Origin of the sequence: Alkalihalobacterium elongatum (assembly GCF_019024285.1) — a bacterium.
GTDB classification, from domain to species: domain Bacteria; phylum Bacillota; class Bacilli; order Bacillales; family Bacillaceae_F; genus Alkalihalobacterium; species Alkalihalobacterium elongatum.
The window spans coordinates 20373-43949 of record NZ_WMKZ01000011.1; the positions used below are offsets into that span (position 1 = coordinate 20373).

21 protein-coding genes are annotated in these 23577 nt (G+C 37.0%); 3 read left to right on the forward strand and 18 right to left on the reverse strand.

Going from position 1 to position 23577, the window contains the following annotated elements; genetic code table 11:
- Nucleotides 1-152: 152 nt before the first annotated feature.
- From GKP30_RS12635 to GKP30_RS12690, 12 genes are all read right to left on the reverse strand, one after another.
- Nucleotides 153-464, reverse strand: coding sequence for a TIGR04104 family putative zinc finger protein (locus GKP30_RS12635; RefSeq protein WP_216829812.1), 312 nt, complete (start codon nt 462-464; stop codon nt 153-155).
- Nucleotides 465-796: 332 nt separating this feature from the next.
- Complete coding sequence (locus GKP30_RS12640) at nt 797-1579, reverse strand: DUF169 domain-containing protein (RefSeq protein ID WP_216829813.1); 783 nt, start codon at nt 1577-1579, stop codon at nt 797-799.
- Nucleotides 1580-1799: 220 nt separating this feature from the next.
- Nucleotides 1800-3347 carry an AMP-binding protein gene (locus tag GKP30_RS12645; protein ID WP_216829814.1) on the reverse strand — a complete coding sequence of 516 codons (1548 nt, stop codon included), beginning with the start codon at nt 3345-3347 and terminating at the stop codon, nt 1800-1802.
- A gap of 14 nt (nt 3348-3361) precedes the next feature.
- A complete protein-coding gene (locus GKP30_RS12650; protein ID WP_216829815.1) occupies nt 3362-3799 on the reverse strand; it encodes a MaoC/PaaZ C-terminal domain-containing protein in 438 nt (145 codons plus the stop codon).
- Between the two features lie 30 nt (nt 3800-3829).
- Nucleotides 3830-5347, reverse strand: coding sequence for an acyl-CoA synthetase (locus tag GKP30_RS12655; RefSeq protein ID WP_216829816.1), 1518 nt, complete (start codon nt 5345-5347; stop codon nt 3830-3832).
- A 145-nt stretch (nt 5348-5492) separates the two neighbouring features.
- Complete coding sequence (locus GKP30_RS12660; RefSeq protein WP_328703154.1) at nt 5493-7022, reverse strand: acyl-CoA carboxylase subunit beta; 1530 nt, start codon at nt 7020-7022, stop codon at nt 5493-5495.
- Nucleotides 7023-7090: 68 nt separating this feature from the next.
- On the reverse strand, nt 7091-8242 hold the full coding sequence (locus tag GKP30_RS12665) for an acyl-CoA dehydrogenase family protein (RefSeq protein ID WP_216829818.1): 1152 nt from the start codon (nt 8240-8242) through the stop codon (nt 7091-7093).
- A 17-nt stretch (nt 8243-8259) separates the two neighbouring features.
- Nucleotides 8260-9408 (reverse strand): acyl-CoA dehydrogenase family protein, encoded by a 1149-nt coding sequence (locus GKP30_RS12670; RefSeq protein WP_216829819.1) that lies wholly within the window; start codon nt 9406-9408, stop codon nt 8260-8262.
- A 10-nt stretch (nt 9409-9418) separates the two neighbouring features.
- Complete coding sequence (locus GKP30_RS12675; protein ID WP_216829820.1) at nt 9419-9763, reverse strand: AtuA-related protein; 345 nt, start codon at nt 9761-9763, stop codon at nt 9419-9421.
- Between the two features lie 3 nt (nt 9764-9766).
- On the reverse strand, nt 9767-11131 hold the full coding sequence (locus GKP30_RS12680; RefSeq protein ID WP_216829821.1) for an acyclic terpene utilization AtuA family protein: 1365 nt from the start codon (nt 11129-11131) through the stop codon (nt 9767-9769).
- 21 nt (nt 11132-11152) lie between these two features.
- Complete coding sequence (locus GKP30_RS12685) at nt 11153-11371, reverse strand: biotin/lipoyl-binding carrier protein (protein WP_216829822.1); 219 nt, start codon at nt 11369-11371, stop codon at nt 11153-11155.
- Between the two features lie 41 nt (nt 11372-11412).
- The gene (locus GKP30_RS12690; protein WP_216829823.1) at nt 11413-12198 is read right to left on the reverse strand and encodes an enoyl-CoA hydratase/isomerase family protein; all 786 of its coding nucleotides are present in this window, start codon (nt 12196-12198) and stop codon (nt 11413-11415) included.
- Between the two features lie 248 nt (nt 12199-12446).
- On the opposite strand from GKP30_RS12690, the gene GKP30_RS12695 reads away from it, so the two are divergent.
- On the forward strand, nt 12447-14594 hold the full coding sequence (locus GKP30_RS12695) for a sigma 54-interacting transcriptional regulator (RefSeq protein ID WP_216829824.1): 2148 nt from the start codon (nt 12447-12449) through the stop codon (nt 14592-14594).
- 135 nt (nt 14595-14729) lie between these two features.
- Here GKP30_RS12695 and GKP30_RS12700 read toward each other — a convergent pair whose 3' ends face one another.
- From GKP30_RS12700 to GKP30_RS12710, 3 genes are all read right to left on the reverse strand, one after another.
- Nucleotides 14730-16304, reverse strand: coding sequence for a class I adenylate-forming enzyme family protein (locus GKP30_RS12700; RefSeq protein ID WP_216829825.1), 1575 nt, complete (start codon nt 16302-16304; stop codon nt 14730-14732).
- Nucleotides 16305-16727: 423 nt separating this feature from the next.
- The gene (locus GKP30_RS12705) at nt 16728-17717 is read right to left on the reverse strand and encodes an NAD(P)H-dependent flavin oxidoreductase (protein ID WP_216829826.1); all 990 of its coding nucleotides are present in this window, start codon (nt 17715-17717) and stop codon (nt 16728-16730) included.
- A 78-nt stretch (nt 17718-17795) separates the two neighbouring features.
- On the reverse strand, nt 17796-18803 hold the full coding sequence (locus tag GKP30_RS12710; protein ID WP_216829827.1) for an NADP-dependent oxidoreductase: 1008 nt from the start codon (nt 18801-18803) through the stop codon (nt 17796-17798).
- A 263-nt stretch (nt 18804-19066) separates the two neighbouring features.
- Between GKP30_RS12710 and GKP30_RS12715 the strand changes: the two genes are divergently transcribed.
- Entirely contained in the window at nt 19067-19996 is a 930-nt protein-coding gene (locus tag GKP30_RS12715; RefSeq protein WP_216829828.1) for an alpha/beta hydrolase, read from the forward strand.
- Nucleotides 19997-20080: 84 nt separating this feature from the next.
- On the opposite strand, the gene GKP30_RS12720 is transcribed toward GKP30_RS12715, so the two are convergent.
- Together GKP30_RS12720 and GKP30_RS12725 are read right to left on the reverse strand one after the other, a co-directional pair.
- Entirely contained in the window at nt 20081-20512 is a 432-nt protein-coding gene (locus GKP30_RS12720) for a PaaI family thioesterase (protein ID WP_216829829.1), read from the reverse strand.
- Between the two features lie 48 nt (nt 20513-20560).
- Nucleotides 20561-21715: an acyl-CoA dehydrogenase family protein gene (locus GKP30_RS12725; protein WP_216829830.1), complete on the reverse strand. Its 1155-nt coding sequence runs from the start codon at nt 21713-21715 to the stop codon at nt 20561-20563.
- Between the two features lie 232 nt (nt 21716-21947).
- On the opposite strand from GKP30_RS12725, the gene GKP30_RS12730 reads away from it, so the two are divergent.
- On the forward strand, nt 21948-22523 hold the full coding sequence (locus GKP30_RS12730; protein ID WP_328703155.1) for a GNAT family N-acetyltransferase: 576 nt from the start codon (nt 21948-21950) through the stop codon (nt 22521-22523).
- A gap of 100 nt (nt 22524-22623) precedes the next feature.
- On the opposite strand, the gene GKP30_RS12735 is transcribed toward GKP30_RS12730, so the two are convergent.
- A complete protein-coding gene (locus GKP30_RS12735) occupies nt 22624-23553 on the reverse strand; it encodes a glycerophosphodiester phosphodiesterase (RefSeq protein ID WP_216829832.1) in 930 nt (309 codons plus the stop codon).
- Nucleotides 23554-23577 lie beyond the last annotated feature (24 nt).

The window sequence follows — 23577 nt, forward strand, 5'->3', positions numbered from 1 at the left end:
CCTTTTCTACTAAACCTTTATATCCATTTAGATAACATTTAAGGATTTGGCAATTTTATAATGAAGTTATTTTAAGCAAAAAAAAACGACCCCAGTATCTAGGATCGTTTTTTTGAGTTTTAATTCTTATATTGCTATTTGTTCTAAATTATCTACATCTGCTGATTTTCTGCAGGTTCGCATCTTGCAATAAAAGGTGAAGAAAATAAAGTAATAGCAAGTAGTATTGCACCTACTACAAACGTTTGGGGTCCTGATAAACCAATTGCTGTTGATAATAATAATACAAAGAATACAATTGGAAATGTAACTAACATAGCTATAATAAGTTTTGAAATTTGCTGGACTAAATGTACTTTTCCACATTTACTGCAAGTAATTGGACTGTAACCCTTTAGTAGAGATTTTGTAATTTCTTTTCTCGTAATATCGTGACCACAACTACTACATTTTTGTTGAGCCATTGTTGTGCCTCCTTACACTAGCTGTTATCTATTGATTGCGCATTATTACTACAAATATCTTACCATTAAAAGCTAAACTTTATAACTAAAAAGCAAACATGCTTAATCACGAAAGAAAAATAAGCTTAGTTGCTCTCTTATATTGTACTATATTTTAAAGATACATATAGTGACAATATAAGTAAAACTATGATTTCAATATAAACGAAAAAATTACTTACTTTCCAAAACAAATAAAAACCACTTGCTTAACGACAAAAGAATAGTCATTTTTACAAGTGGTTAACATCCTACCCTTATATATTAAAAGATCGATGAATAGGTCACTTATGTTATTTTCCTTTTCCATAGCTAACTTGAAGACCAGAGCGCGCATCCATTTGAATCCCGTATTGGGGAATTGGATAGCGAAGACCATTTTGATGGAGACGCTTTAAACCTTCTAAAGCTTTCACAAGATCAGCTGGTGGTAGTGCGATCAATAGCTCTTCATCGAAAACTCCCCCATACCTTCTCTCTGCATAACAAGGAATAGATAAGCTTGGCTTTCGTGTAGCAAGAGCACGTCCCCATGAATCTGCACAAGAAGATTCCCCAACGACACTCCAATCAAACTTCTCGTAATTTTTCCATTGTAAACCATTGATAAAAAGGATCATCTGTCCAGGTGTTGCATATATCATGCATATATCAGGAGGGGTTAACCGACCTACTGCTAATGGTGAAACAGCCATTGCCTCATACCGTCCATGCTCAACGACATCCATCTCTTGTTGATGACGTAAAGAATCCGCCTCATTTTCAAACCAAACTCCCGCCATATCTTTACCAGAGAGCCATTGTTCATTACGAGGGTGTAACCCAAGTACAACTTGACACTGTGGTCCAACGAGGTCTTCCGCAGTAATACCTACTGTCCAACCTAAGCGTGCAGCTTGAGCAACAATCTGATCTGCTGTATGAATATTATTAGGACGACGGATTTTTTTTATCGCCTCCATTTCTTCTCTTTTCTCAAATAGCTTCATCCCGATAGGAATAGTTTTTAAGCGTAAATATTGATATAATTCATCGACTATATACTTCCAATCATATTCTTCATGAATATTATCCATTTGTACCCCTCTTCCTCACCCTTAAACCTATAAGTTATTTGTTAACAACATAGTTAACAGAGCCTTATTTTTAACGCTCCCTATCGACTTTTACTCTACTAGTAACCCTTCTAGATCACTTAAAAAAGCAGAACCATTTACCTGTAATTAAAATTTACATGTAAATGGTTCCTATTTTATCATCCTCTCTACCAAGATGATAACGCTTACATTTTATTACTTAGTTCGTAATTTGATAATGGTTAGTATATTGTCGTCGTAATACATGTTTTTGAATTTTGCCCGTTGCGGTCATCGGTAATTGCTCTAATATCACTACTGATTTAGGCACCTGGAACCCTCCTAGGTGTTCCTTACAATGGTTAATAATATCTTCTTCTGTTGCTTGACTGTCTGGGTTTAACACAACAAATGCAGTAACCGCTTCTGACCAGCGTTCATGTGGTAAACCAACAGCTACAGCGTTAGCAACATCTTTATGCGTAAGAAGTATCCCTTCGACTTTAATCGAAGCGACATTTTCTCCACCTGTTTTAATAATATCTTTTTTACGATCAACAAAGACTAGTTGACCATCTTCATCCCAATACCCTAAATCTCCAGTATGATGCCAGCCAAACGCTCTGCTTTTCGCTGTCTCTTCTTCATTTTTAAAGTAGCCGTTCATAACGTTAGGGCCGCGATGTACGATTTCACCTACTTGACCTTTCTCCAAAATATTTCCATCATCATCCATAATAGCCGTATCATTAATTAGATTAGATGTTCCCCAATAGGATCCGAAACGACGTAATTGTTCTTCGGGTCTAAATGTCATAGTTGCTGGATAAATTTCTGTTTGTCCAGTTCCTAAAGCAAATTCAGCTTTAAATTCGTGAATACACTTTTCTAATGTATGACGGTCCATTGGGGCCATCGCATAAGTACATCTTCTTAAAGAACTTAAGTCATATTTCGGGCGATTCGGATGATATAGTAATGCTTTGTACATAATCGGTAGAGCAAACATATTTGTAATTTGGTGCTCTTCAATAGTTTTCATTAATGCTTCTGGTTCAAAACCACTAATTACAACAGAGGTTGCTCCACGATGAAGGGCAGACACGGTAAATGTATGTTGGGCACAATGGAACAGTGGCATCATCGTCAAAGTCGTTTCGTCTTCTTGAAAGTTGCTTTCTATGATATTACCTAAGCTTGCGATATATACAGCTAAATGACTTGTCATTACTCCTTTTGGATTACCTGTTGTACCACTCGTAAACATAATTTGTGCAACATCTCGATCTTCAATTTCAACTTCTGGCTCAACTTCAGATTGGTCTTCAAGTGCAAGTAAGAATGTATTTGTATCTCCTAAACTTCCACGGACTGCAAGAATATTTTGGCAACTCTTTTTAAATGTTTCTATATCGTTTTGAATTAAAGGAGCATCACCCATGATTAACTTAGCTTCGACTTGATCTAAGATATAAAGCTTCTCATTAATAGAAATACCAGGATTAATTGGAACCCAAATTAGACCCGCTTTAGCAATTCCATTGTAAATAACAACATATTCCCAGGAGTTCATGCAAATCGTTAAAATTGTATCCCCTTTGGTATAACCTGAACTTAATAAATAGTTAGCAAATTGATTCGATAACTGATCTAATTCTCGATACGTGATCCTTTTGTCTCCATCAATAATAGCTACCTTATCAGGAAATCTCGCAGCATTTCGGCGAAGAATATCGCCAATGGCTACACGGTTTACGATACTTTGCATTCAAATTCCTCCCTTTATTGTGCTTTCTTATTTATTAATGCTTTGGAAATTCCAACAATTGCTGGCTCTCCATTTTGTTTAACAATCTGTTGTTTGGTAGTAACAACGCCAGTTCCATTGCCTTTATCTTGAAGGTCTAGCACTTCAAGTTCGACATGGATCGTATCATTAATAAATACTGGTTGAATAAAACGCAGCTTATCTACACCATAATTGGCGACGATAATTTCAGGCTCCATTCTTGTAAGCCCTGTCCCAACTGATAAAACCAACATTCCGTGTGCGATGCGCTGTTTAAACAAAGTTGTTTTTGCATACTCAATATCTGTGTGAAGAGGATACCAATCACCGCTAAAAGCAGAGAACATCACAATATCTGTTTCCGTAATTGTTCTCGCTCGCGATTTCCACTTTTGCCCTATTTCAAAATCTTCAAAAAATTTATCGAACATTTCACCCTTACCTCCCTTCTCAAAATGTACTTAAGCTTCTTTTCTTAAAACTGTTTTTAAGATTTTACCTGTTGCATTTCTAGGTAACGCATCAACAACTTCTATTTTCTTTGGCACTTTATATCTAGCAATCTTTCCGTCTAAAAATTGTTGAATGTCCTCTATTGTAAATGGACTACTCGTGTCTTTTAGTGAGATAACTGCTTTGATAGACTCACCCCACTTTTCATCTGGGTAACCGATAATTGCAGCCTCTCTTATATTGGGGTGACGATAAAGAACTTGCTCTACTTCAATCGGATACACATTTTCGCCACCTGTAATTATCATGTCTTTTTTACGGTCGACAATATAAATAAATCCTTCAGCATCAAATTTTGCTAGATCTCCTGTGTAAAACCAACCGTCTTTTATCGCTTCCTTAGTTGCTTCAGGTTTGTTCCAATAACCAACCATCACATTCGGTCCTTTCACGATCAGTTCACCAACTTCTCCAGCTGGAACATCACGATCATTCGGGTCGACAATTCTAACATCCGTATGAACAGGTGCTTTTCCAACCGAACCATTTTTACGAATGGAGTTTTTAGCATCTAGTAAACTAACAAATGGTGCAGTTTCCGTTAAACCGAAGCCCTCATAGAATGGAATGCCTCGAGCCTGAAAATATTCAATGATCGTAATTGGACAAGGAGCTCCTCCAGATACACAAAACCGTAGAGACGAAATATCGTAATCATCGAAGTTATCAACTGTTGTTAAAGCTTGCCACATCGCAGGGACGAAGAAGAGACCAGTAATTTTCTCTTCTTGAATTTTTTGCATAACACTCTTCGGGTCAAAATTATCATCTAAAATAACTGTTCCACCTTTATAGAAAAGTGGTGTAGTAAAAACACTCATTCCACCGATATGAAATAATGGAGCTACGGTTAAGGTAATGTCTGTACTATGGGTCGGCATAAAGTTAATGCAGTTAATCGCATTCCATTGAGTATTACCGTGACTCAGCATCGCCCCTTTTGGACGCCCAGTTGTACCTGATGTATACATCATTAGATGTATATCATCTAAACTAATATCATAAGCTGGTTCTTCAGTAGAAGAGCCTTCAATTAACTGCTCATATTCATAATCTTCTTCATGTGGATTTCTTCCTACATGAATATAATCTATTAGCTTCGACTCTTTTTGCCTGAGCGCATCAACTACAGGTCTTAATCGCTCATCATAAATAAAATGATTCGCCCCCGAGTCGTTCACAATATACAGGACTTCATCTACACTCAAGCGGAAATTGATCGGTACAAAAATGGCGCCAATTTTTGCACAAGCAAACATCGATTCTAACGCTTCATTCGTATTTAGTAATAAAGCATCGACTCGGTCGCCTTTTCTAACTCCTAAAGAAACAAAAGCATGGGCTAATTGATTTACTCTTTCATTGAACTCTTTATACGTAAACCGTTTATCTTTGAAAACGAGAGCGAGTTTATCTGGATCAAACTCGCTAAACTTTTTTAGCCAATTTCCTATTCCTTTTGTCATTTTGATCAACTCCCTTTTATTTTAGGTTGTGTATACATGGTTTTGGATGGGCTCATCGCTTGGAACTCTAATTAGTTAGATGAACCCAACGTCACCAATTTTATAGTTATTTTTTGGTTATTTTAACAAGTACAAAACCTATCTATTAACTAAGAATCGTAGAGTGCTTTCTTGCTGGTAGTGGGAAATCTTTATTTTCAAATGTTTCATAACGACTGATAAGCTCTTTTCTAAGTTCACTAGGAACAATTAAATCATCAACGACTAGTTCGCCTGCAAGTTTGAACGTATCGTACCCAGCACGATATTCGTCACGTAATTTTTTAACTAATTCTTCTCGTTCTTGTGGATCTTCAACAGCACGAATTTTATTGTAATATACGGCATTAATAGCTGCCTCAGGACCCATAATTGCAATTTCGGCCGAAGGAAGTGCAATTGTTGTATCTGGCTCATATGCAGGACCTGCCATCGCATAAATCCCTGCGCCATAAGCTTTTCTGACTATGACACAAATTTTTGGAACATTGGCACATGAACTTGCAAAAATAAAGTTACGACCTTTACGCAGAATTCCTTCTTGTTCCACTTTTGTCCCAACCATAAATCCTGGCGTATCACATAAGTAAAGCAATGGAATGTTGTAAGCGTCACAAGTCCAGACAAATTTAGCACCCTTATCTGCAGACTCTGGGAAGATCGCCCCACCTTTTTGCATTGGTTGGTTCGCTACAATTCCAACAGTCTTTCCATTCAATCTCGCAAAGCCAGTTACTAACTCTTTAGCAAAGTTCGCTTTAATTTCTAAGAAACTATCACCATCTACAATTGACTCAATTAATTTGCGAACATCATATGCACGGTTAGGCTCTTGCGGAATGATATTATCAATTTCCTTCGCATCACGAGTAGGCTCTACTGATGGAAATTCTGGTAACTTAGCTTCAAAGTTATCAGGTAAGTAAGTTAGCAGTTTTTTTACGATCTGCGCTGCCTCTTCTTCGGACTTGGCAATAAAGTCTGCTGAACCACTCTTTGAAGTATGCATTGTCGCACCACCGAGCTCCTCAACATCTACTTTTTGGCCCGTTGCCATTTGTACCATTCGTGGAGAGGCGATCGCCATTCCAGAAATTTTATCAACCATGACAACAAAATCAGAAAACACTGGCATATAAGCCGTTCCAGCAAAACATGGACCATAAAGAACAGCTATTTGTGGTACTCGACCCGATAGTACACTATGGTTATAAAATATTTTTCCGCCAGAATATTTTTCAACGTGATAACCACCAGCCTCATCAATACGACCACCTGAGGAATCAATGAGATAAATTAGCGGGCGCTTTCCTCGAATAGCAGACTCTTGGATTCTTAGAACTTTTTCACTATGATATTTCCCCATTGATCCTGCTTTAACTGTAAAATCACTGGCAATAAAATAGGCGATGCGGTCGTCAATTTTTCCAGTTCCAGCAACTACACCGTCAGCTGGAAGTCGTTCATTTAGATTGTTAGCAAAAAGTCCTGTTTCATAGAATGGTTGCTCATCATCGAAGTAAAGCTTCAAACGATCGCGAACAAATAATTTTCCAAGTTTCTTTATCTTTTCATGGTCAGGTCCACCTTTTTCAATTCGTTCTTTTTCTGCAAGTACTTTACGTTCACGTTCCACAGCAAACACCATCCTTGTTTTTAGATTAAATATAAATTAAGTAGCTATTATTATAGATAGAAAGATGACTAAGATAGGATCCCTAATCGTTTCGTTAAAATTTCATTCATAATTTGAGTCGTCCCACCGCCGATGGATTGAATTCTAGCATCGCGCCAGTAGCGTTGAACAGCATACTCCATCATATAACCGTTTCCACCATGAATTTGAACTGCTTGATCCGTTACTCTCCGTATCATTTCAGCAGCAAATGCCTTTGCCATTGTAGCTTCTGTTACACAATCTTCACCTTTATCGTACAAATACAGGGCGCGGTACGATATGCTTCTAGCTTTTTCAATATCAACAGCCATATCAACCATTTTATGGCGAAGTACTTGAAAATTAGATAGTGGTTGGCCGAATTGAATTCTTTCTTTGCTATATTTCTTCGTATCTTCCAAAGCCAGTTCTCCAAGACCTACACTTCCTAGCGCCATACTAATTCTTTCAAACTGAAAATTTTGCATGATATATTGAAAGCCTTTGTTTTCTTCACCGATTAAGTTTTCCTTTGGTACACGGACGTTATCAAAGAAAAGTTCTCCAGTATCTGATGATCTCCAACCTAATTTTTTTAATTTTTTCCCGACTGAATAACCTTCAGAATTAGTTTCAATAATAAATAGACTTATATTTTTATGAACTGGTACTTCCCGAGTTTTGGCTGCAACAATGACATAATCGGCATTGACTCCGTTTGTGATAAACGTCTTCGAACCGTTTAAAACATATCCATCCCCATCTTTTTTTGCAGTCGTCTTAATTGCAGATACGTCCGAACCACCACCTGATTCCGTAATGGCTAATGCTGAAATTGTATCTCCCTTAATACCAGGTACAAGGTATTTTTGCTTTTGCTCATCATTTCCATATTTCCAAATATTCGTCATCGCTATGCCTGTATGTGCTCCTATTGCTGCACCAACACCACCAGAACCACATTTAGCAAGCTCTTCAATTAAGACGGCTTCAGTAATAATATCCAATCCACTGCCACCGTATTGTTCTGGAAACTTAATTCCTAAGTAGCCAAGTTCACCCATACGTTGATACAAGCTTCTCGGCACTTCTCCGTCTTTTTCCCACTGTTCCACATTAGGTTTCACTTCTTTTTCAACAAATTTACTTACTGCTTTTCGAAACATTTCATGTTCTTCAGTAAATATCCAATGAGACATTATTGTCCCTCCCTTTCTCATAAGCCGATTTGTTTAGCGATAATTTCCTTCATGATTTCATCTGCTCCTCCACCGATACGTGGCAAACGACTATCTCTCCAGTTTCGTTCAATTGGATACTCGTTCATATAACCATTTCCACCATGTATTTGTAGAGCTCGGTCAGATACCCAATGAGCCATCTGAACTGCTGCAAGTTTTGTCATTGAAATTTCCTTAGCAGGAACCTCTCCTTTAGAAAAGCGATAAGCAGTTGAATACGTTAACTCTCGGCAAATTTCAATTTCGGTTTTCATCTCCGCTAATAAATGAGCAATCACTTGGAAGTTGCCTATCGGTTGGTCAAATGCTTTTCTAGATTTGGCATATTGAAGAGCATGTTCATAAGCGTATTCTGCTCCACCAATAGCTCCTGCTGCACCGACCATTCGCTCGCCTTGTAATTGCCACATGATTTGGTAGAAGCCCTTCCCTTCTTCTCCTAGCAGATTTTTATGCGGAACCCGCACATTATCAAAGATTAGTTCTGCTGTATCAGAAGATCTCATTCCAACTTTATCTAGCTTTTTACTAACTGAAAAACCAGGACGGTCAGTTTCAACTAAAAAGAGACTAATTCCTTTTGGTCCAGGGTCATCTGAAGTTCTCGTTACTAGAGTGACAAAATCAGCTCTCGTTCCATTTGTAATATAAGTTTTTGTGCCATTGATTACCCATTCGTCCCCATCACGTCTTGCTCTCGTTCGAATGCCTTGCACGTCTGAACCGTGATCAGGCTCTGTAATTCCGATTGCGGCGATTTTTTCTCCTCTAATAGCTGGAGTTAGAAAGCGTTCATGCTGATCTTTTGTACCAAATTTATATATTGGCGGGGTTGCCATATCTGTTTGTACAGCTATAGCCATTGGTACACCACCGCAACCGCATTTATTCATTTCTTCAGCTAACACAATAGAAGTGAAATAGTCTCCTCCTTGCCCACCAACTTCTTCAGGGTAGTGTAAACCTAGGTAACCGAGTTCTCCCATTCTAGTAAATAACTCTCTTGGAAATTCTCCTGCCTCTTCCCATTCATCTACAAACGGTGCAATTTCTTTTTCCACAAACTTACGTACCGTTTTGCGTAGCTCATCATGTTCTTCCGTAAAATATGGCTCATATGGCATATTGTTCACCTCATTTAATAGTTTCTAACAAGATTTGTTCATCAACTTCAATTTCCATCCGCAATAAATTGGAACCAAAGCACTTTCCTAAGTTATCTAATCGGATAGAGGAAGATCCTCCTCCGTTTAACGCTTCTTTACAGACAAAGTTCAAAGCAAAAATATTTGGTAGATCAAATCGAACAACTTCCCCTTCCACTAGGCCTGTAAAATGTTCCTTAACTTTTTCTGGGGTTACTTCAGCAAGAAAAATGTCATAGATTTCTTGATTAGGTGCAAATAAGGCAACATTGACTGTATTTCCTTTATCACCTGACCTAGATTGTGCAATTTCCTTTAGTTTTACTTTGACCATTCTTTACACCTCCTCAATTTCTACCTTAAGATGCTCCTCTACCATTTCACGTGGTATTAATGCTGACCACATGCCGATTAGAGCCCTCGGAGCTGCATTTCCAGTAAAGCCACTCATCGTCGGTGGACCATTTAATGCAAGCGGTGGAAATAACCGACTAAAGCGAGCTGCTTCTGGTTTCGTTTTGGCTCTAACTGCCATTCTTAGAAATACTTCATTTAGTTCATCAGCATGATCATGTGCTAATGGACCATGCAATGAGTTGTATCCTAGAAAATCAGTTCTTACCTCATCGTAGTTCCATTGCATTCGTTCCATTTGTGTTCGAATGATTTCATCAACCTTTTTAGCTTTTAACATTGCATCTGGCCAGGTGAAACCAACAATCACTTGACCAACATACCCATTCTCATACCCCATAACAGCTTTTAGTGTATTTGGTTTAGGTTTTCCTTTCGTTCCAGTCACTTTAACTTCATTAGGCCCGATATTTTCTAGTTTTACATTTGTTAAATCAACGACAACATCAGGTGTAATATAGGCTGAAGGGTCGTGGATCTCATATAACATCTGTTCTTTTACAGTATCGACAGTTACTAGTCCTCCACGGTCCTCTACCTTACTTACAACAAACTCACCATCCTCTGAAACTTCAGCAATCGGATAACCTATTTGATCAAATCCCTCGATCTCCCACCATTTTCCACTGAAATTTCCACCTGTTGATTGTGCTGAACATTCGAGTAGATGACCCATAAATACACCACTAGCTAGTCGATCCCAATCGTCTTCACTCCAATTAAACTCATAAATCAACGGCGCTAAAAATTGTGCTGTGTCTGTCGTTCTTCCTGTGATTACGATATCCGCACCTAACCTTAGGGCTTCAACGATCGGCTGTGCACCTATGTAAGCGTTTGCAAATTCGAGCTTACTTTTCACTTTTTCAATCGTTTCACCCGTTTCTAGATGAGTAAGGGCAACTCCTTTTTCTTGGAATTCCTCAACGCGATCAAGCACGTTATCACCAGTTACGACAGCAACTTTTAAATTTTTAATCCCTAATTCTCTCGCAACTTTAAGGACTTCCTGCTGGGCTCCGACGGGGTTAATTCCGCCTGCGTTCGTTAAAAGCTTAATTCCTTTTTCCTTTACGTATGGAAGAAGCGCTTTCATTTGTAACGAAATATCCTTTGTATAACCTGCATTTTCATTCTTTTTCTTGTCTTTCACCAAAATGGCCATTGTTAGTTCTGCTAACGCATCAAAGCAAATGTATTGAACGTCTCCTTTTTTTGCAGTTGCTATAGCAGGTTCAATCGTATCTCCATAAAAACCTTGGGCAGCTCCTATGCGTACCGTTTTCATTCTACTTTCACCCCACATTAATTAAGAATTATTAATCGTCGCTATCACATCATCTTCTTGAACAAAGTCACCTTCTGCCACTTTTATGGAAGCTACGACCCCGTCATGAGTAGCTTCTATGGGAATTTCCATTTTCATTGATTCTAATATCACTAGAACATCCCCTTCTTTAACGACATCATTTTCTTTCACTTCTACCTTCCAAACATTTCCACTCATTGAAGCTTGAATCTCTATCATCACTACATCTCCTTTTATAACAGCTTAATTAATTATTGATTTTATTTTCCAGTCCAGTTAGGACGTCGCTTCTCTAAAAATGCTGTCGCACCTTCACGTAAGTCCTCACTCATAAATGAAACGAGGCGCAGGTTTGTTAAATAATCAAATGACTTCATTAAATCCATTTGTTCTGTCGTATAGAAAGCATCTAAGCTTAATTGAACAGCTAACGGGCTAAACGATGCGACTTGCTTTGCTAATTTCATTGTTTCAGCATCAAGGGCATCATGGTCCACTACTCGGTGAACTAAATTTAAATCCTTCGCTTGCTCTGCTGAAATAATTTCTGCTGTTAACATTAATTCCATCATTTTACGATCTCCAACAGCCCTGCGTACCCAAGGCATAATGACAAAAGGAACTAATCCTAGCTTTAACTCTGTTAAACCTAGCTTAGCTTCGGTAGACGCAATTGCTAGGTGACACATTGCAACTAAACCAGTCCCTCCACCTAATGCGGGTCCATTAACAGAAGCAATCAGTGGAGTTTGGATTTCAGCTCCCACTTTAAAGAGTTCTGTACTTGCTTTTCCTTCAAAATAGAGCTCTGGTGCTGATTTCTCAAGGTTTTTCTTAAACTCATTAAGATTTCCCCCTGCTGAAAATGCTTTCCCCGCACCTGTAAGAACAATCGCTCTTATATTAGGGTCGTGGTCTGCTTCTTTAATGGCCGTTAATAATTCTTGAGCCGATTTTTCAGTTAACGGGTTTCTCATTTCAGGTAGATTTAATGTAATCTTTACGAAGTTATCTGTTACTTCATACAAAATCGTTTCATATCTCATAGACACACCTCTTCGTGTTAAGATTAATTGGTATTTATCTTTAACAATGCAAGTATCATGCCAAATTAAAACGTTAGTATTTTAGTAGAAAAATTGAACAAATTGCTGTACAACTGTCAAGGTATGTAAACATAAGTTAACAACTGTTCACATAAATTAACGAGAGATCATTGTATTTTTTATCCAGCATTGATATAATTTTAAATATATAGATAATACAAAATTTTCTGATTTTGAAGGTGATCTTATTGATCGTTAAAAATTTTACAACCGTTGATTATATTAATTTGTCTCCCAATAGTACCATCCGTGAAACAATAGCAGCATTTCTTCACTATCGAGTAGATATCGGTTGTATAACCCAAAACAAGAAACTTGTAGGCATCGTACATAAGCATTCCATTCACCGTGCATTGTTACAAGACTTTTCGATGAATGACTCCATTCAACCGCTCATTAATGAAAGCGTTATCACAATCCATAAGGAACAGCATCTTACCAAAGCTAGAGAAGTTATGATAGCAGGAAATGTTAGTCAAGCTGTCGTACTCGATGATAACGGAGAAATCTATGGAATCATGTCTAAATCCGACCTCGTTACCTCACATATGACAGCTCTCGAAGATACGTTGAATAGAATGAGGTCTCTCATAGAAAATCTTCAAGACGCAGTTATTTCTGTAGACCCTAATCTTAAAATTACGACTTTTAATGAAACAGCCTTATCATTGTTAGGTCTTAATAAAAACACCTTATTGGGTACAACTATTGACAGAGTACTGCCTCCGTTTAAGAAGTGGTTAATCGAAACGTTAAAAACGGGAGAAATACAAGAAGCAAAAAGAATATGGTATCGGGAATTAACTGTAATCGCCTCATTTATCCCGATTCGTGAGTTTAATCAAGTATCTGGTGCTATGGTCGTTTTAAGAGACGTTACATCCTATGAAAGTATTGCAAACGAACTAGAAACGACAAATAGATTAAAAAAAATACTAGATAGTGCCCTTGAACTTGCGTATGACGGTGTCGTCGTTACTGATAATAATGGTTGTATTACTATGTCTAATCATGGCTTTTTAGACTTTTTCCAGATTGAAAAACAAACTGACATTCTCGGACTCCCCATTACAGAAGTTGCACCACAAATCCCCTCACATCACAGCATAGATCTCAATAAAAAAATTGACGGCGAACTCATCAATATAAATGATAAAAACTGTATTGTAGCGCAAATGCCTATCCATCAAAATGGACAAAAGCTTGGTGCTATCTTTAAAATTATTTTCCGCCAATTAGACGCATGGAAAGATATGCTACTACACATGGAACAATTAGAAAATGAAATTTCATACTACCGTGGAGAATTAATTAGAATTTCAAAGGAAAACGATCCTTTTGCTCATGTGATTTCAAATAATGACGCTATGGAAAAGTTTAAACAGGAAGCTGCCATTGCTGCGAAATCTTTTTCTACAATCCTAATAACTGGGGAAAGTGGAACAGGAAAAGAATTAATCGCCGAAGGAATTCATACTGCTTCAGGAAGAGAGGGTGCCTTTATTAAAGTCAATTGCGCTGCCATACCAGAAGAATTACTAGAATCAGAATTTTTCGGTTATGTGGAAGGTGCTTTTACGGGTGCTAAAAAAGGTGGAAAACCAGGAAAATTTGAATTAGCACACAATGGAACTCTCTTTTTAGATGAGATTGGTGATATGCCTTTAGCTTTACAAGTTAAACTGTTAAGAGTACTTCAGGAACAAGAGTTTGAAAGAGTAGGGGCAACGAAAACTACAAAAGTAGATGTGCGTATTATCTCTGCAACGAATAAAGATCTTGCTGCCCTTGTAAAGGAAGGGAAATTTAGAGAGGATCTTTTTTATCGAATTCATGTTATTCACTTACGTATACCGTCGTTACGAGAACGCCTAGATGATATCCCACTACTATGTAAGCACTTTATTAAAAAGATAAATTTAAAAACGAATAAAGAGTTGATCAGTGTTTCTCCAGAAGTAATACAGGTTTTTCAAAACTACCAATGGCCAGGCAATATTCGACAATTAGAAAATGTTCTTGAACGTGCTTATCATTTCTGCCAAAAAACTCAGATTGAAGTAAACCATCTCCCTGTAGAACTAATTGAAGAAAGTAAGAATGAGTCTATTATGAGACCTATAGAAGCAACAAATGATGAGGAAGGTTTACAAATTAACCGCCAACACTCTATTAATCAAACCGAAAAAGAAGTCATCATTCAAGCGCTGTTACAATGTGAAGGAAATCGAACAAAAGCTGCAAAAGTGTTAGGAGTAAGCAGAACAACACTTTACCAAAAAATTAAAAAATATAATATTAAGGAAGAATTGAATTATAAAACCGCTTCTTTCTAGGTGAATCTATTAACGTTGAGGTAATGAAACGCGTGTGAAATTTATATTTCACACGCTTCTCCACGATCAAAAGAATTGTTGGACTGCTAGGTTTTGCCTTTAACCTAGCAAATGGTTTTTATTAATCTACCACTATCAATTTGTACTATTTTCTAGATAAAGAGACTTTAGGATGGATTTTTGAACTTTTCCTGCTGGAGTAAGTGGCAACTCTTTTTCAAATACAATTTGTTTAGGCACTTTGTAATCAGCTAGATATTGTTTGCAGTATTCTATTATTTCCTCTTCCCTAATGTTTGTTCCCTGTTTTGGTATAATATAGTACCTCCCGACTTCCCCTAAAAACGTATCGGGTACGCCAATCCCTGCAACAACAGACACTTTCGGGTGAGATGATATAATATTTTCTACTTCAACAGGATAAACATTATATCCACCTTGAATATACATCTCTTTTTTTCTACCTTTAAAGTAGATGTATCCTTCATCATCCACATATCCTACATCACCAGTAGATAACCAACTGTCATCACTAAACGCTTTTTTCGTTTCCTCTTCTAACCCAAAATATCCTTTAGCTGTTGAATTTCCTTTGATAAGTAATTCGCCAACCTCACCTGCTGGCAGATCATTTCCTTCATTATCAATCACTTTTACTTTAAAATCTCCAATAGGAACACCGATACTCTGTTGAACCTTTTCCATTGAATCGGTTAACTTACTTAAAATACAAGCCCCCGAGGTTTCACTTAGTCCATATAAATTAATAAGTTGAGCTTGTGAAAAATGAATTTTTATCTCTTCACATAGATCAGGATCAACATTAGATCCCCCTACAATACCATACTTAATAGAACTTAAATCAAAATTAGTAATTTCTTTATTATTACAAAGCATGACATACATTGTAGGGACTCCGCCAAATATCGTTGGTTTATATTGATGAATAGCTTGGAGTACCATTTCTGGAATGAACAGAGGTATTAAAACCACACTACCAAAACTTAGTAAAGTGGTATGTATTGTACACGTTATTCCCCCTACATGGTTTAGTGGTAAATTACCGATCATACAGTCGTCTTCATTTAGAGACAGGTGATCTACTTGGGCTTGTGCTGCCTCTAAAATACTACGGTTTGTAATCATTGTTCCTTTTGGTCTTCCAGTTGTACCTGATGTATAGATGATTACAACCGTATCTTCGTCAGTAATATTTTGTTTTGAACGATCTACTAACTGCCAATTAATCGGAACTGACATGAGCTCCTCGAACGATAAACTACCATCAAAACAGCCATCACCTATAAAAATGTACTTTTCTACGGTTGGAACTTTTTCTTTAAAGTTATTAAAGAAATTTGCATAATCAAAGCCTTGGAGGTTTGAAATAGAGACAATGCCTTTAACATTAGCGTTATTTAACATGTACTCAAATTCCGATTCACGATACCTAACATTTAATGCTACCAACCCAACACCAATCTTTGCTGTAGCAAAATACGTATAGAGCCATTCAAATTGGTTTAACGCAAGTATAGCAATGTTGTCTCCTTTTTTAAATCCTTCATTGAGTAATGCAGTTGCTAGTCGATCAGAGATTTCATCTAGTTCTCTGTAAGTGACACTTCGATCATTAAGAAGTAAGAACGGCTTATCTGGACACTTCTCCACCGCCTTAGTAAGTGCTTGATGAACAATCCAATCTTTCATAAATGCACCTCCAATAAAAATTAATTTATAGATTTTGATTGCATTAAAACACAGAGTTCAAAATCGTTGTTTTTCGGATTAACTAAATGAGAGAATACTTTTCTTATTGAATTCATATAAGCAATTACATAAATTTAGTAAATAAACACAAAGTGTAAACGCTTACAATTAATTAGGCAAAATTACAACCACCTCCTTTATCCTCATACACTTACTACCTTAGATGCAATTAATATGCCAAACATTAATACAGAGATTTACAATAACAATAAGAGGATAGTAGTATACAAGTATACGGAAAATGGAACAATAGTTCATATAACTAAACAGTTGTAAGAATAATAAAACATCCGTCTCATTAGGCTCAAACCTAAATAAGAGAGTAGAGTTCAACAACAACCCTACTCTCTTATATTCATAATTTTAAACTTTTGAAGTCGAAGAATTATTACTAACTAGTTGAACAGCTTGTTGATACTCTTCTTTTAATTCGCGAACAACTTCTGAAATTGGCTGAACTTTCTTTACAGCACCGACCCCTTGGCCTGCAGACCAAACATCTTTCCATGCTTTCGCTTCGTTCTCATGGTGATCAGCGTGTGCTACATTGATTTCATCTGGTTTTTGTAAATTAGCTAAGTCAAAACCTGCTTTTTGAAGACTCGGAGCAAGAAAGTTTGCATTAACACCACTAATTGCGTCTGTATAGATGATGTCGTCCACATCTGATTCTACAAGCATTGATTTATACTCTTCACTTGCCATCGCTTCTGTAGTTGCAATAAAACGAGTGCCCATATAAGCAAAGTCAGCTCCAAGAACTTGCGCTGCTAGGACATCTCTTCCACTTGATAGGCATCCAGCTAAAATGGTGATTCCATTCCAGAATTGCTTCACTTCTGCAATAAATGCAACTGGATTAATGGTTCCACCATGACCACCTGCTCCGTTACAAACAAGAATAAGACCATCAACTCCACAAGTTGCTGCTTTCTTTGCGTGTTTAGTTGAAATAACATCAGAGAACACAAGTCCACCATATTCATGAACTACCTTCACCACTTCTGATGGGTTACCTAATGACGTAATAACAACTGGCGGTTGATATTTTCTTACTAGCTCTAAGTCTGATTCAAAACGCTTATTTGAACGATGAATTATAAGGTTAACTCCCCAAGGCGCAATTTTTCGATTCGGTTCCTCTTTCCTTGCTTTTTCAAGCTCTTCATTAATTTCTCCCATCCATTGCTCTAAGATTTCACCTGTACGCGCATTCAATAGCGGGAATGTGCCAACAATCCCAGCCTTACAACCTTCTACAACCATTTGGGGACTAGAGACTAAAAACATCGGTGCCGAAATTACAGGTAATTCTAGTTGTTCAGAAATATTTACAGGAATTTGATTAGACATATACATCATCCTCACTTTATATTTAATTTATAAAATTATATTATTTTTCGTTGTAGTAAAATAAAAGACATTTAGTCTTTATTGAATTTTCACAAGTTGTTTTCCTAGGTTATCACCTCTAAACAAACCAAGGAATGCATCAGGAGCGTTTTCTAAGCCTTCGACGATATTTTCTTTATACTTAATTTTCCCCTCTCTTAGCCAAGTAGCTAGATCGCAGATACCTTCTTCATAACGATCTGCATAATTGGTAACGATAAACCCTTTTAATAATACACTGCGCTTTAGAAAAGTCGCTAAAAATCTTGGACCCATCTCTACTTTCGTATCATTATAGTGAGCAATTTGACCACAAAGCGCGACCCGAGCATGAAAATTCAACAGTGAAAAAACAGCATCGGAAATTTCACCACCGACATTATCAAAGTACACATCAACCCCATTTGGGCAGGCTTCCTTTAATGCTTGGCGAATATTTTCTGTCGTTTTATAGTTGATGGCAGCATCAAAGCCTAGCTCATTCATTAAGTAAGCGTTCTTTTCTTCAGAGCCTGCAATACCGACAACACGACATCCCTTGATCTTAGCAATTTGTCCAACAATCATACCAACGGCTCCAGCTGCACCCGAAACGACTACCGTCTCACCTGCTTTTGGTTGACCAATATCTAGTAGTCCAAAGTATGCGGTTAACCCAGGCATCCCATTAACATATAGGGCTGTTGTAATTGGGGCTTGATTTGGATCGATTTTTCTTATTAATTTTCCATCCACAGCTGTGTAATCTGCCCAATCAAGAAGGCCTGTTACTGTATCTCCCTGATTAAATTTTGGATGGTTTGATTTAATAACTGTTCCGACAACTCCCCCCTGTAATGGCTGGTCAAGTTCAAATGGTGCAGTATAGGATTTCGCATCACTCATTTTCCCTCGCATATAAGGGTCTACTGATAAATACTGTGCTTGTACAAGAACCTCATTATCATTTATTGATGGAATATCCGTCTCAACAAAATGATAGGTCGATTCATCTGGTAATCCTTTTGGTCTTTTTGCTAATAAAATTTGTCTGTTTTTACTTGCCACTTTTCCACCTCATTTTGAAATAATAATTTTGCATTACCTCTCCTCTTTTAATAATTCTTTAATTCTTTGTGAAATCCTTGAAATCCGCAATTTTTTTTTAGAATTTTCTAAAAAAATGTGGTTCAATAAAAATAGTAAGTGTTATTTGAGAAGAATATTCGAATCTTTTATTCTATTTTTCTTTAATAACACTACTAGAACTACAATACTTTTACATAAACATTGATAAGCGCTTACAAAAAATAATATTGGAGGAATGCCAGATGACATTAGATCCACAAGCCAAATCTTTCCTAGACCAACTTACTCAAGCAGAAGCTCCTGCTGTTAATGAGCTAACAGTTGAGCAAAATCGTGCAAGCACAGATAAATTTAAGTATTTAGGTGGAGTTGCCGAAGAAGTTGCCAAGGTCCAAAATACAACCGTTTCGGTTGACGATACTGAAATCAACATCCGTATTTATACTCCAGAAGGCACGGGTCCTTTCCCAGTCTTCATCTATTTCCATGGAGGCGGTTGGGTTATTGGAGATTTAGATGTTGTAGATACCCCACTTCGAGCTATAACTAATCGAGCAGAAGCTATCGTCGTTTCAGTAGACTATCGCCTTGCACCAGAGCACCGCTTCCCTATTGCCCCAGAAGATTGCTATGCAGCAACGAAATGGGTATATGAAAACATTTCTAAGTTCAATGGTGATCCAGATCATATTGCCATCGGAGGTGATAGTGCTGGCGGAAACCTAGCTGCAGTCGTTTCATTAATGGCAAAAGATCGTGGAGGTCCAAACATTGCTTATCAAGTTCTCATCTATCCTGCAACTGATTTTGCTAAAGATACACCTTCACACCGTGAAAACGGGGAAGGGTACTTTCTAACTAAAGGTGCTATGGATTGGTTTGCAAATCACTATATTAACGAAGACCAAAAATCATTACCTTACGCTTCACCACTTCTAGCTACAGACTTTACTAACTTACCCCCTGCATTAGTGATTACAGCCGAATTTGATCCATTACGTGATGAAGGTGAAACCTATGCAGCTAGACTAAATGAAGCTGGAGTTCCTGCCGAAGTAACGAGATATGATGGTATGATTCACGGCTTCTTTTGGATGGCAGGGATTATGCGCCAAGGCCAAAAAGCCGTTGAACAAGTTGGGAATTGGCTAAAAAAGTCCTTTAAAGGATAGAGATTTAATGTTATCTTAAATTTAAAAATGACAAGACGACTTTTCCAAGTGAGAGTCGTTTTTCATTTTCTTTCAAATAAAACTCTACCTTCCTTTTGCCATTTCACCTTTTAATCTCATAAAAGTACTTACAACCTTAGCTACTAAACTTCCTTTTTCATCAGTAACCTCTGCTTCAACTAGACCTATTGTATTTCCGTTTTTAGTAACTTTAGCTACTGCTGTTAATTTGCCCTTCCATACCGGCTTTAAGTAATTTACTTTCAACTCTATCGTTGTTAATGACTCCCCTTCCTTCAGGGTACTTGCATAAGCAGCTCCCATTGCTTCATCTGCAATGACACAAAGAACTCCTCCGTGTAATGTACCTACTGGGTTAGTATGACAACTATCAGCTTCATATTCAACAATAGCAACACCATCTTTATTTTCAACAACATGAAACCCAAGAACTTCTCCTAGTGGTGACTTTGGTTTTTCTTTATGTTCTTTTCCGTCTCTTATTTTTTCTATCATATTAACCCCCTAATTTTCTTAATTAATTTGATTTGATTAAGAACTTTTTTATAACCCCAGGTTTTTGGCAATAATAATTTTCATAATTTCATTTGTACCTGCATAAATGCTTGAAATTGGTATATCACGATACCTTCTTGCAATCTCGTATTCTTCCATATATCCATAACCACCATGAAGCTGCATACAATTAGCAGCCACTTTTTTAGCCATTTCAGTTACCCACCATTTTGCCATTGAAACTTCGTTTACCACATTTTCTCCTGCCATATGCTTTACGATTAAGTTATCGACAAATGTACGACCGATTTCGATTTCAGTCGCCATTTCAGCTATTTTAAATTGTGTATTTTGAAATTGACTAATCGATTTACCAAATGCCTTTCGTTGTTTTACATAGTCTATTGTAATTTCTAACATTCTTTCTGCAGCTGTCATGGAACCTATCGCAACCATCAGACGTTCTTGTTGCAGTTTTTCCATTAAATAATAAAACCCTTTCCCTTCTTCACCAAGTAGGTTATCTACAGGAACTCTTACATCTTCAAAGATTAACTCTGCTGTATCAGCTGCGTTCTGGCCAACCTTTCTTAGTTTTTTCCCTTTTTTAAACCCTGGAACCTCTTGGTCAACTGCATCGATGATTATGAGGCTAATTCCTTTATGTGCGGGATTAGCATTTATATCTGTCTTACAAACTAAGACGACAAAATTTGTAGTATATCCATTCGATATAAACGTCTTTTCCCCATTAATAATGTAATGATCTCCGTCTCTAACTGCTGTTGTTTTTATTGCAGCGAGATCAGACCCCGTACCTGGTTCAGTCATCGCTACCGATGAGATAATTTCACCTGTTACACATCGTGGTAACCACTTCTGTTTCTGTTCTTCAGAACCAAATGTATCGATATATGGTACGATAATATCAGCATGTAGTGATGGTCCACTAATGCCTGTACATACCTTTTCCAGTTCCTCAGCAAGAACCACAGAATATCCAAAATCAGCATTGATTCCCCCGTATTTTTCATCAACCCATGGGCATATAAACCCCTGCTCTCCAAGCTGTCTCCAGTATGAATGTGGTACTTGTTTATCTTCTTCCCATTGCTCGTAATATGGTAGAACTTCTTTTTCAATATATTTTCTAAGTGACTTTCTATACATCTCATGATCTTCATTTAAAAAAGGTCGTCTCAAGAAATCACACTCCTATCATATTAATACCAATATCTTAATTTATTTTGTAAGCACTTACACATTTTCCATAAAATAATCATAACAATTTTCAGATAATTTAACAATAATTTATTTTTTGAATACCAATATGTTTTGGGCTTTAAATTATCATATATCTTATATATCCTATTAATTATGGATTATAATAATTATTAATATATTACAATTGTATAAGTGTGGATCATAGAAAGAGGTGTGTACTATTAAAAGAGTACTAGTTGAAATTCCTACTTTAGAAACAAAACATTTTTTACTAAGAGGTATGACAAAAGATGATGTTTCTAGCTTATTCGTATTTATGAGTAATGAGGATACGATGAAGTATATTACCCCACATCCCGTAAAGACAATGGAAGAACTTCAAACTAACATTGAAACTAGCCTCAACAATTTTGAAGCAGAAAAGGAAATTCCTTGGGTAGTTGTACAGAAAGAAAATGATGAAGTAATCGGAATGTTTCGCTTTCATAAGTTAAACCTGTGGCATAAGAAGACTGAAATGGGAGTTGTCATTCGAAAGGATTTCCAAAAAAGCGGTGTCATGTCAGAAATATTACAGCAAATATTATCTTTTGGCTTTAATACACTAGAACTAAATCGGATAGTTGGTGATATTTTTGCTGAAAACCAAGGGTCAGAAAAGTTGCTATTAAAGTATGGATTTAAAAGAGAAGGTACCTTAAGACAAACTGATTTTGATGGCAGTCGTTTCCACGATACTGTCGTATTCTCATTATTGAAATCAGATTATTATAAAATGGAAGTGTAAGTTGAATAATTTAGTTTACAAGCAAAATGCCTGGACTCTATAGAAGCCAGGCATTTTAAGTTTAGTAATTACAAAGGGCTCAAATATTTGGTTGCTGATTTTAATGATTTTCTAGTATCTTTAGCATTAAATCAGGCCGGTCCGTAATGATTCCATCTGCCCCTTGATCTAACAAAAACCTCATCGTCTCTTCATCATTTATCGTCCAATAATGGACATCCATCCCTTTTTTTTGGGCAGATTTAATTAATCGCGATTTCGTAAGGTCAAAAATGCTTTCTCTCATTGGGATTTGCACTGCATCAACATTCGGTGAATAAAGCCCGTTTAAAAATAATTTATTAAAAATGACAAAATTAGTAATCTCTTCACGGCCACCACTAATCGCAACTCTCCCACCTGTCAACTCGTCAAACATTTCAATAATCGATTGGTCAAATGATGCAATTAATACGCGGTCTTCAATTTCATACTGTTGGAGAAGGTCCCATAGTATTTCAGCCATCACTTCATGAGTAGTTGGAGGATTAGTGGCTTTTAATTCAATAACCATTTTCATTTTAGAAAAGTTCTGAAAAATTTCTTCAACTGTCGGAATTATAATACCTTGTCCTCTAAAACTATACCTGCCTTCCAAGTCTTTAAAATAATGACCAGCATCGAGAGCTTGAATTTCTTCTAATGTTAGTTCTGAAACGGCTCCAACCCCATCAGTTGTTCGGTCAACAGTCGAATCGTGTATCGCTACAAGCTTCTCATCCTTTGTAATATGTACATCAAACTCGATAACATCTACACCAAGCTCTCTAGCATTATCAAATGCTACTAAAGTGTTAGACGGGGCTAAATGTTCCCCACCCTGATGAGCAATGACCATTGGACGATCATTATTAAAAAACGGTTTTGCTTCTCTCTCTTGTACAGGTAAAAAGTGAATGATGATCCATGTTCCGATAATAACTAATAGAGTAATGAATAAAACACGTAGCCATCCCCGTTTTTTCTTTTGCTTTGTTGCTAGCATAGCCATGCTATTTCTTCCCTTCAATATTTA

Excerpts from the sequence above, each read along its gene's own strand:
- GKP30_RS12635 (WP_216829812.1), bottom strand. The coding sequence starts at position 464 with ATGGCTCAACAAAAATGTAGTAGTTGTGGTCACGATATTACGAGAAAA.
- GKP30_RS12640 (WP_216829813.1), bottom strand. The coding sequence starts at position 1,579 with ATGGATAATATTCATGAAGAATATGATTGGAAGTATATAGTCGATGAA.
- GKP30_RS12645 (WP_216829814.1), bottom strand. The coding sequence starts at position 3,347 with ATGCAAAGTATCGTAAACCGTGTAGCCATTGGCGATATTCTTCGCCGA.
- GKP30_RS12650 (WP_216829815.1), bottom strand. The coding sequence starts at position 3,799 with ATGTTCGATAAATTTTTTGAAGATTTTGAAATAGGGCAAAAGTGGAAA.
- GKP30_RS12655 (WP_216829816.1), bottom strand. The coding sequence starts at position 5,347 with ATGACAAAAGGAATAGGAAATTGGCTAAAAAAGTTTAGCGAGTTTGAT.
- GKP30_RS12665 (WP_216829818.1), bottom strand. The coding sequence starts at position 8,242 with ATGTCTCATTGGATATTTACTGAAGAACATGAAATGTTTCGAAAAGCA.
- GKP30_RS12670 (WP_216829819.1), bottom strand. The coding sequence starts at position 9,408 with ATGCCATATGAGCCATATTTTACGGAAGAACATGATGAGCTACGCAAA.
- GKP30_RS12675 (WP_216829820.1), bottom strand. The coding sequence starts at position 9,763 with ATGGTCAAAGTAAAACTAAAGGAAATTGCACAATCTAGGTCAGGTGAT.
- GKP30_RS12680 (WP_216829821.1), bottom strand. The coding sequence starts at position 11,131 with ATGAAAACGGTACGCATAGGAGCTGCCCAAGGTTTTTATGGAGATACG.
- GKP30_RS12685 (WP_216829822.1), bottom strand. The coding sequence starts at position 11,371 with ATGATAGAGATTCAAGCTTCAATGAGTGGAAATGTTTGGAAGGTAGAA.
- GKP30_RS12690 (WP_216829823.1), bottom strand. The coding sequence starts at position 12,198 with ATGAGATATGAAACGATTTTGTATGAAGTAACAGATAACTTCGTAAAG.
- GKP30_RS12700 (WP_216829825.1), bottom strand. The coding sequence starts at position 16,304 with ATGAAAGATTGGATTGTTCATCAAGCACTTACTAAGGCGGTGGAGAAG.
- GKP30_RS12705 (WP_216829826.1), bottom strand. The coding sequence starts at position 17,717 with ATGTCTAATCAAATTCCTGTAAATATTTCTGAACAACTAGAATTACCT.
- GKP30_RS12715 (WP_216829828.1), top strand. The coding sequence starts at position 19,067 with ATGACATTAGATCCACAAGCCAAATCTTTCCTAGACCAACTTACTCAA.
- GKP30_RS12720 (WP_216829829.1), bottom strand. The coding sequence starts at position 20,512 with ATGATAGAAAAAATAAGAGACGGAAAAGAACATAAAGAAAAACCAAAG.
- GKP30_RS12735 (WP_216829832.1), bottom strand. The coding sequence starts at position 23,553 with ATGGCTATGCTAGCAACAAAGCAAAAGAAAAAACGGGGATGGCTACGT.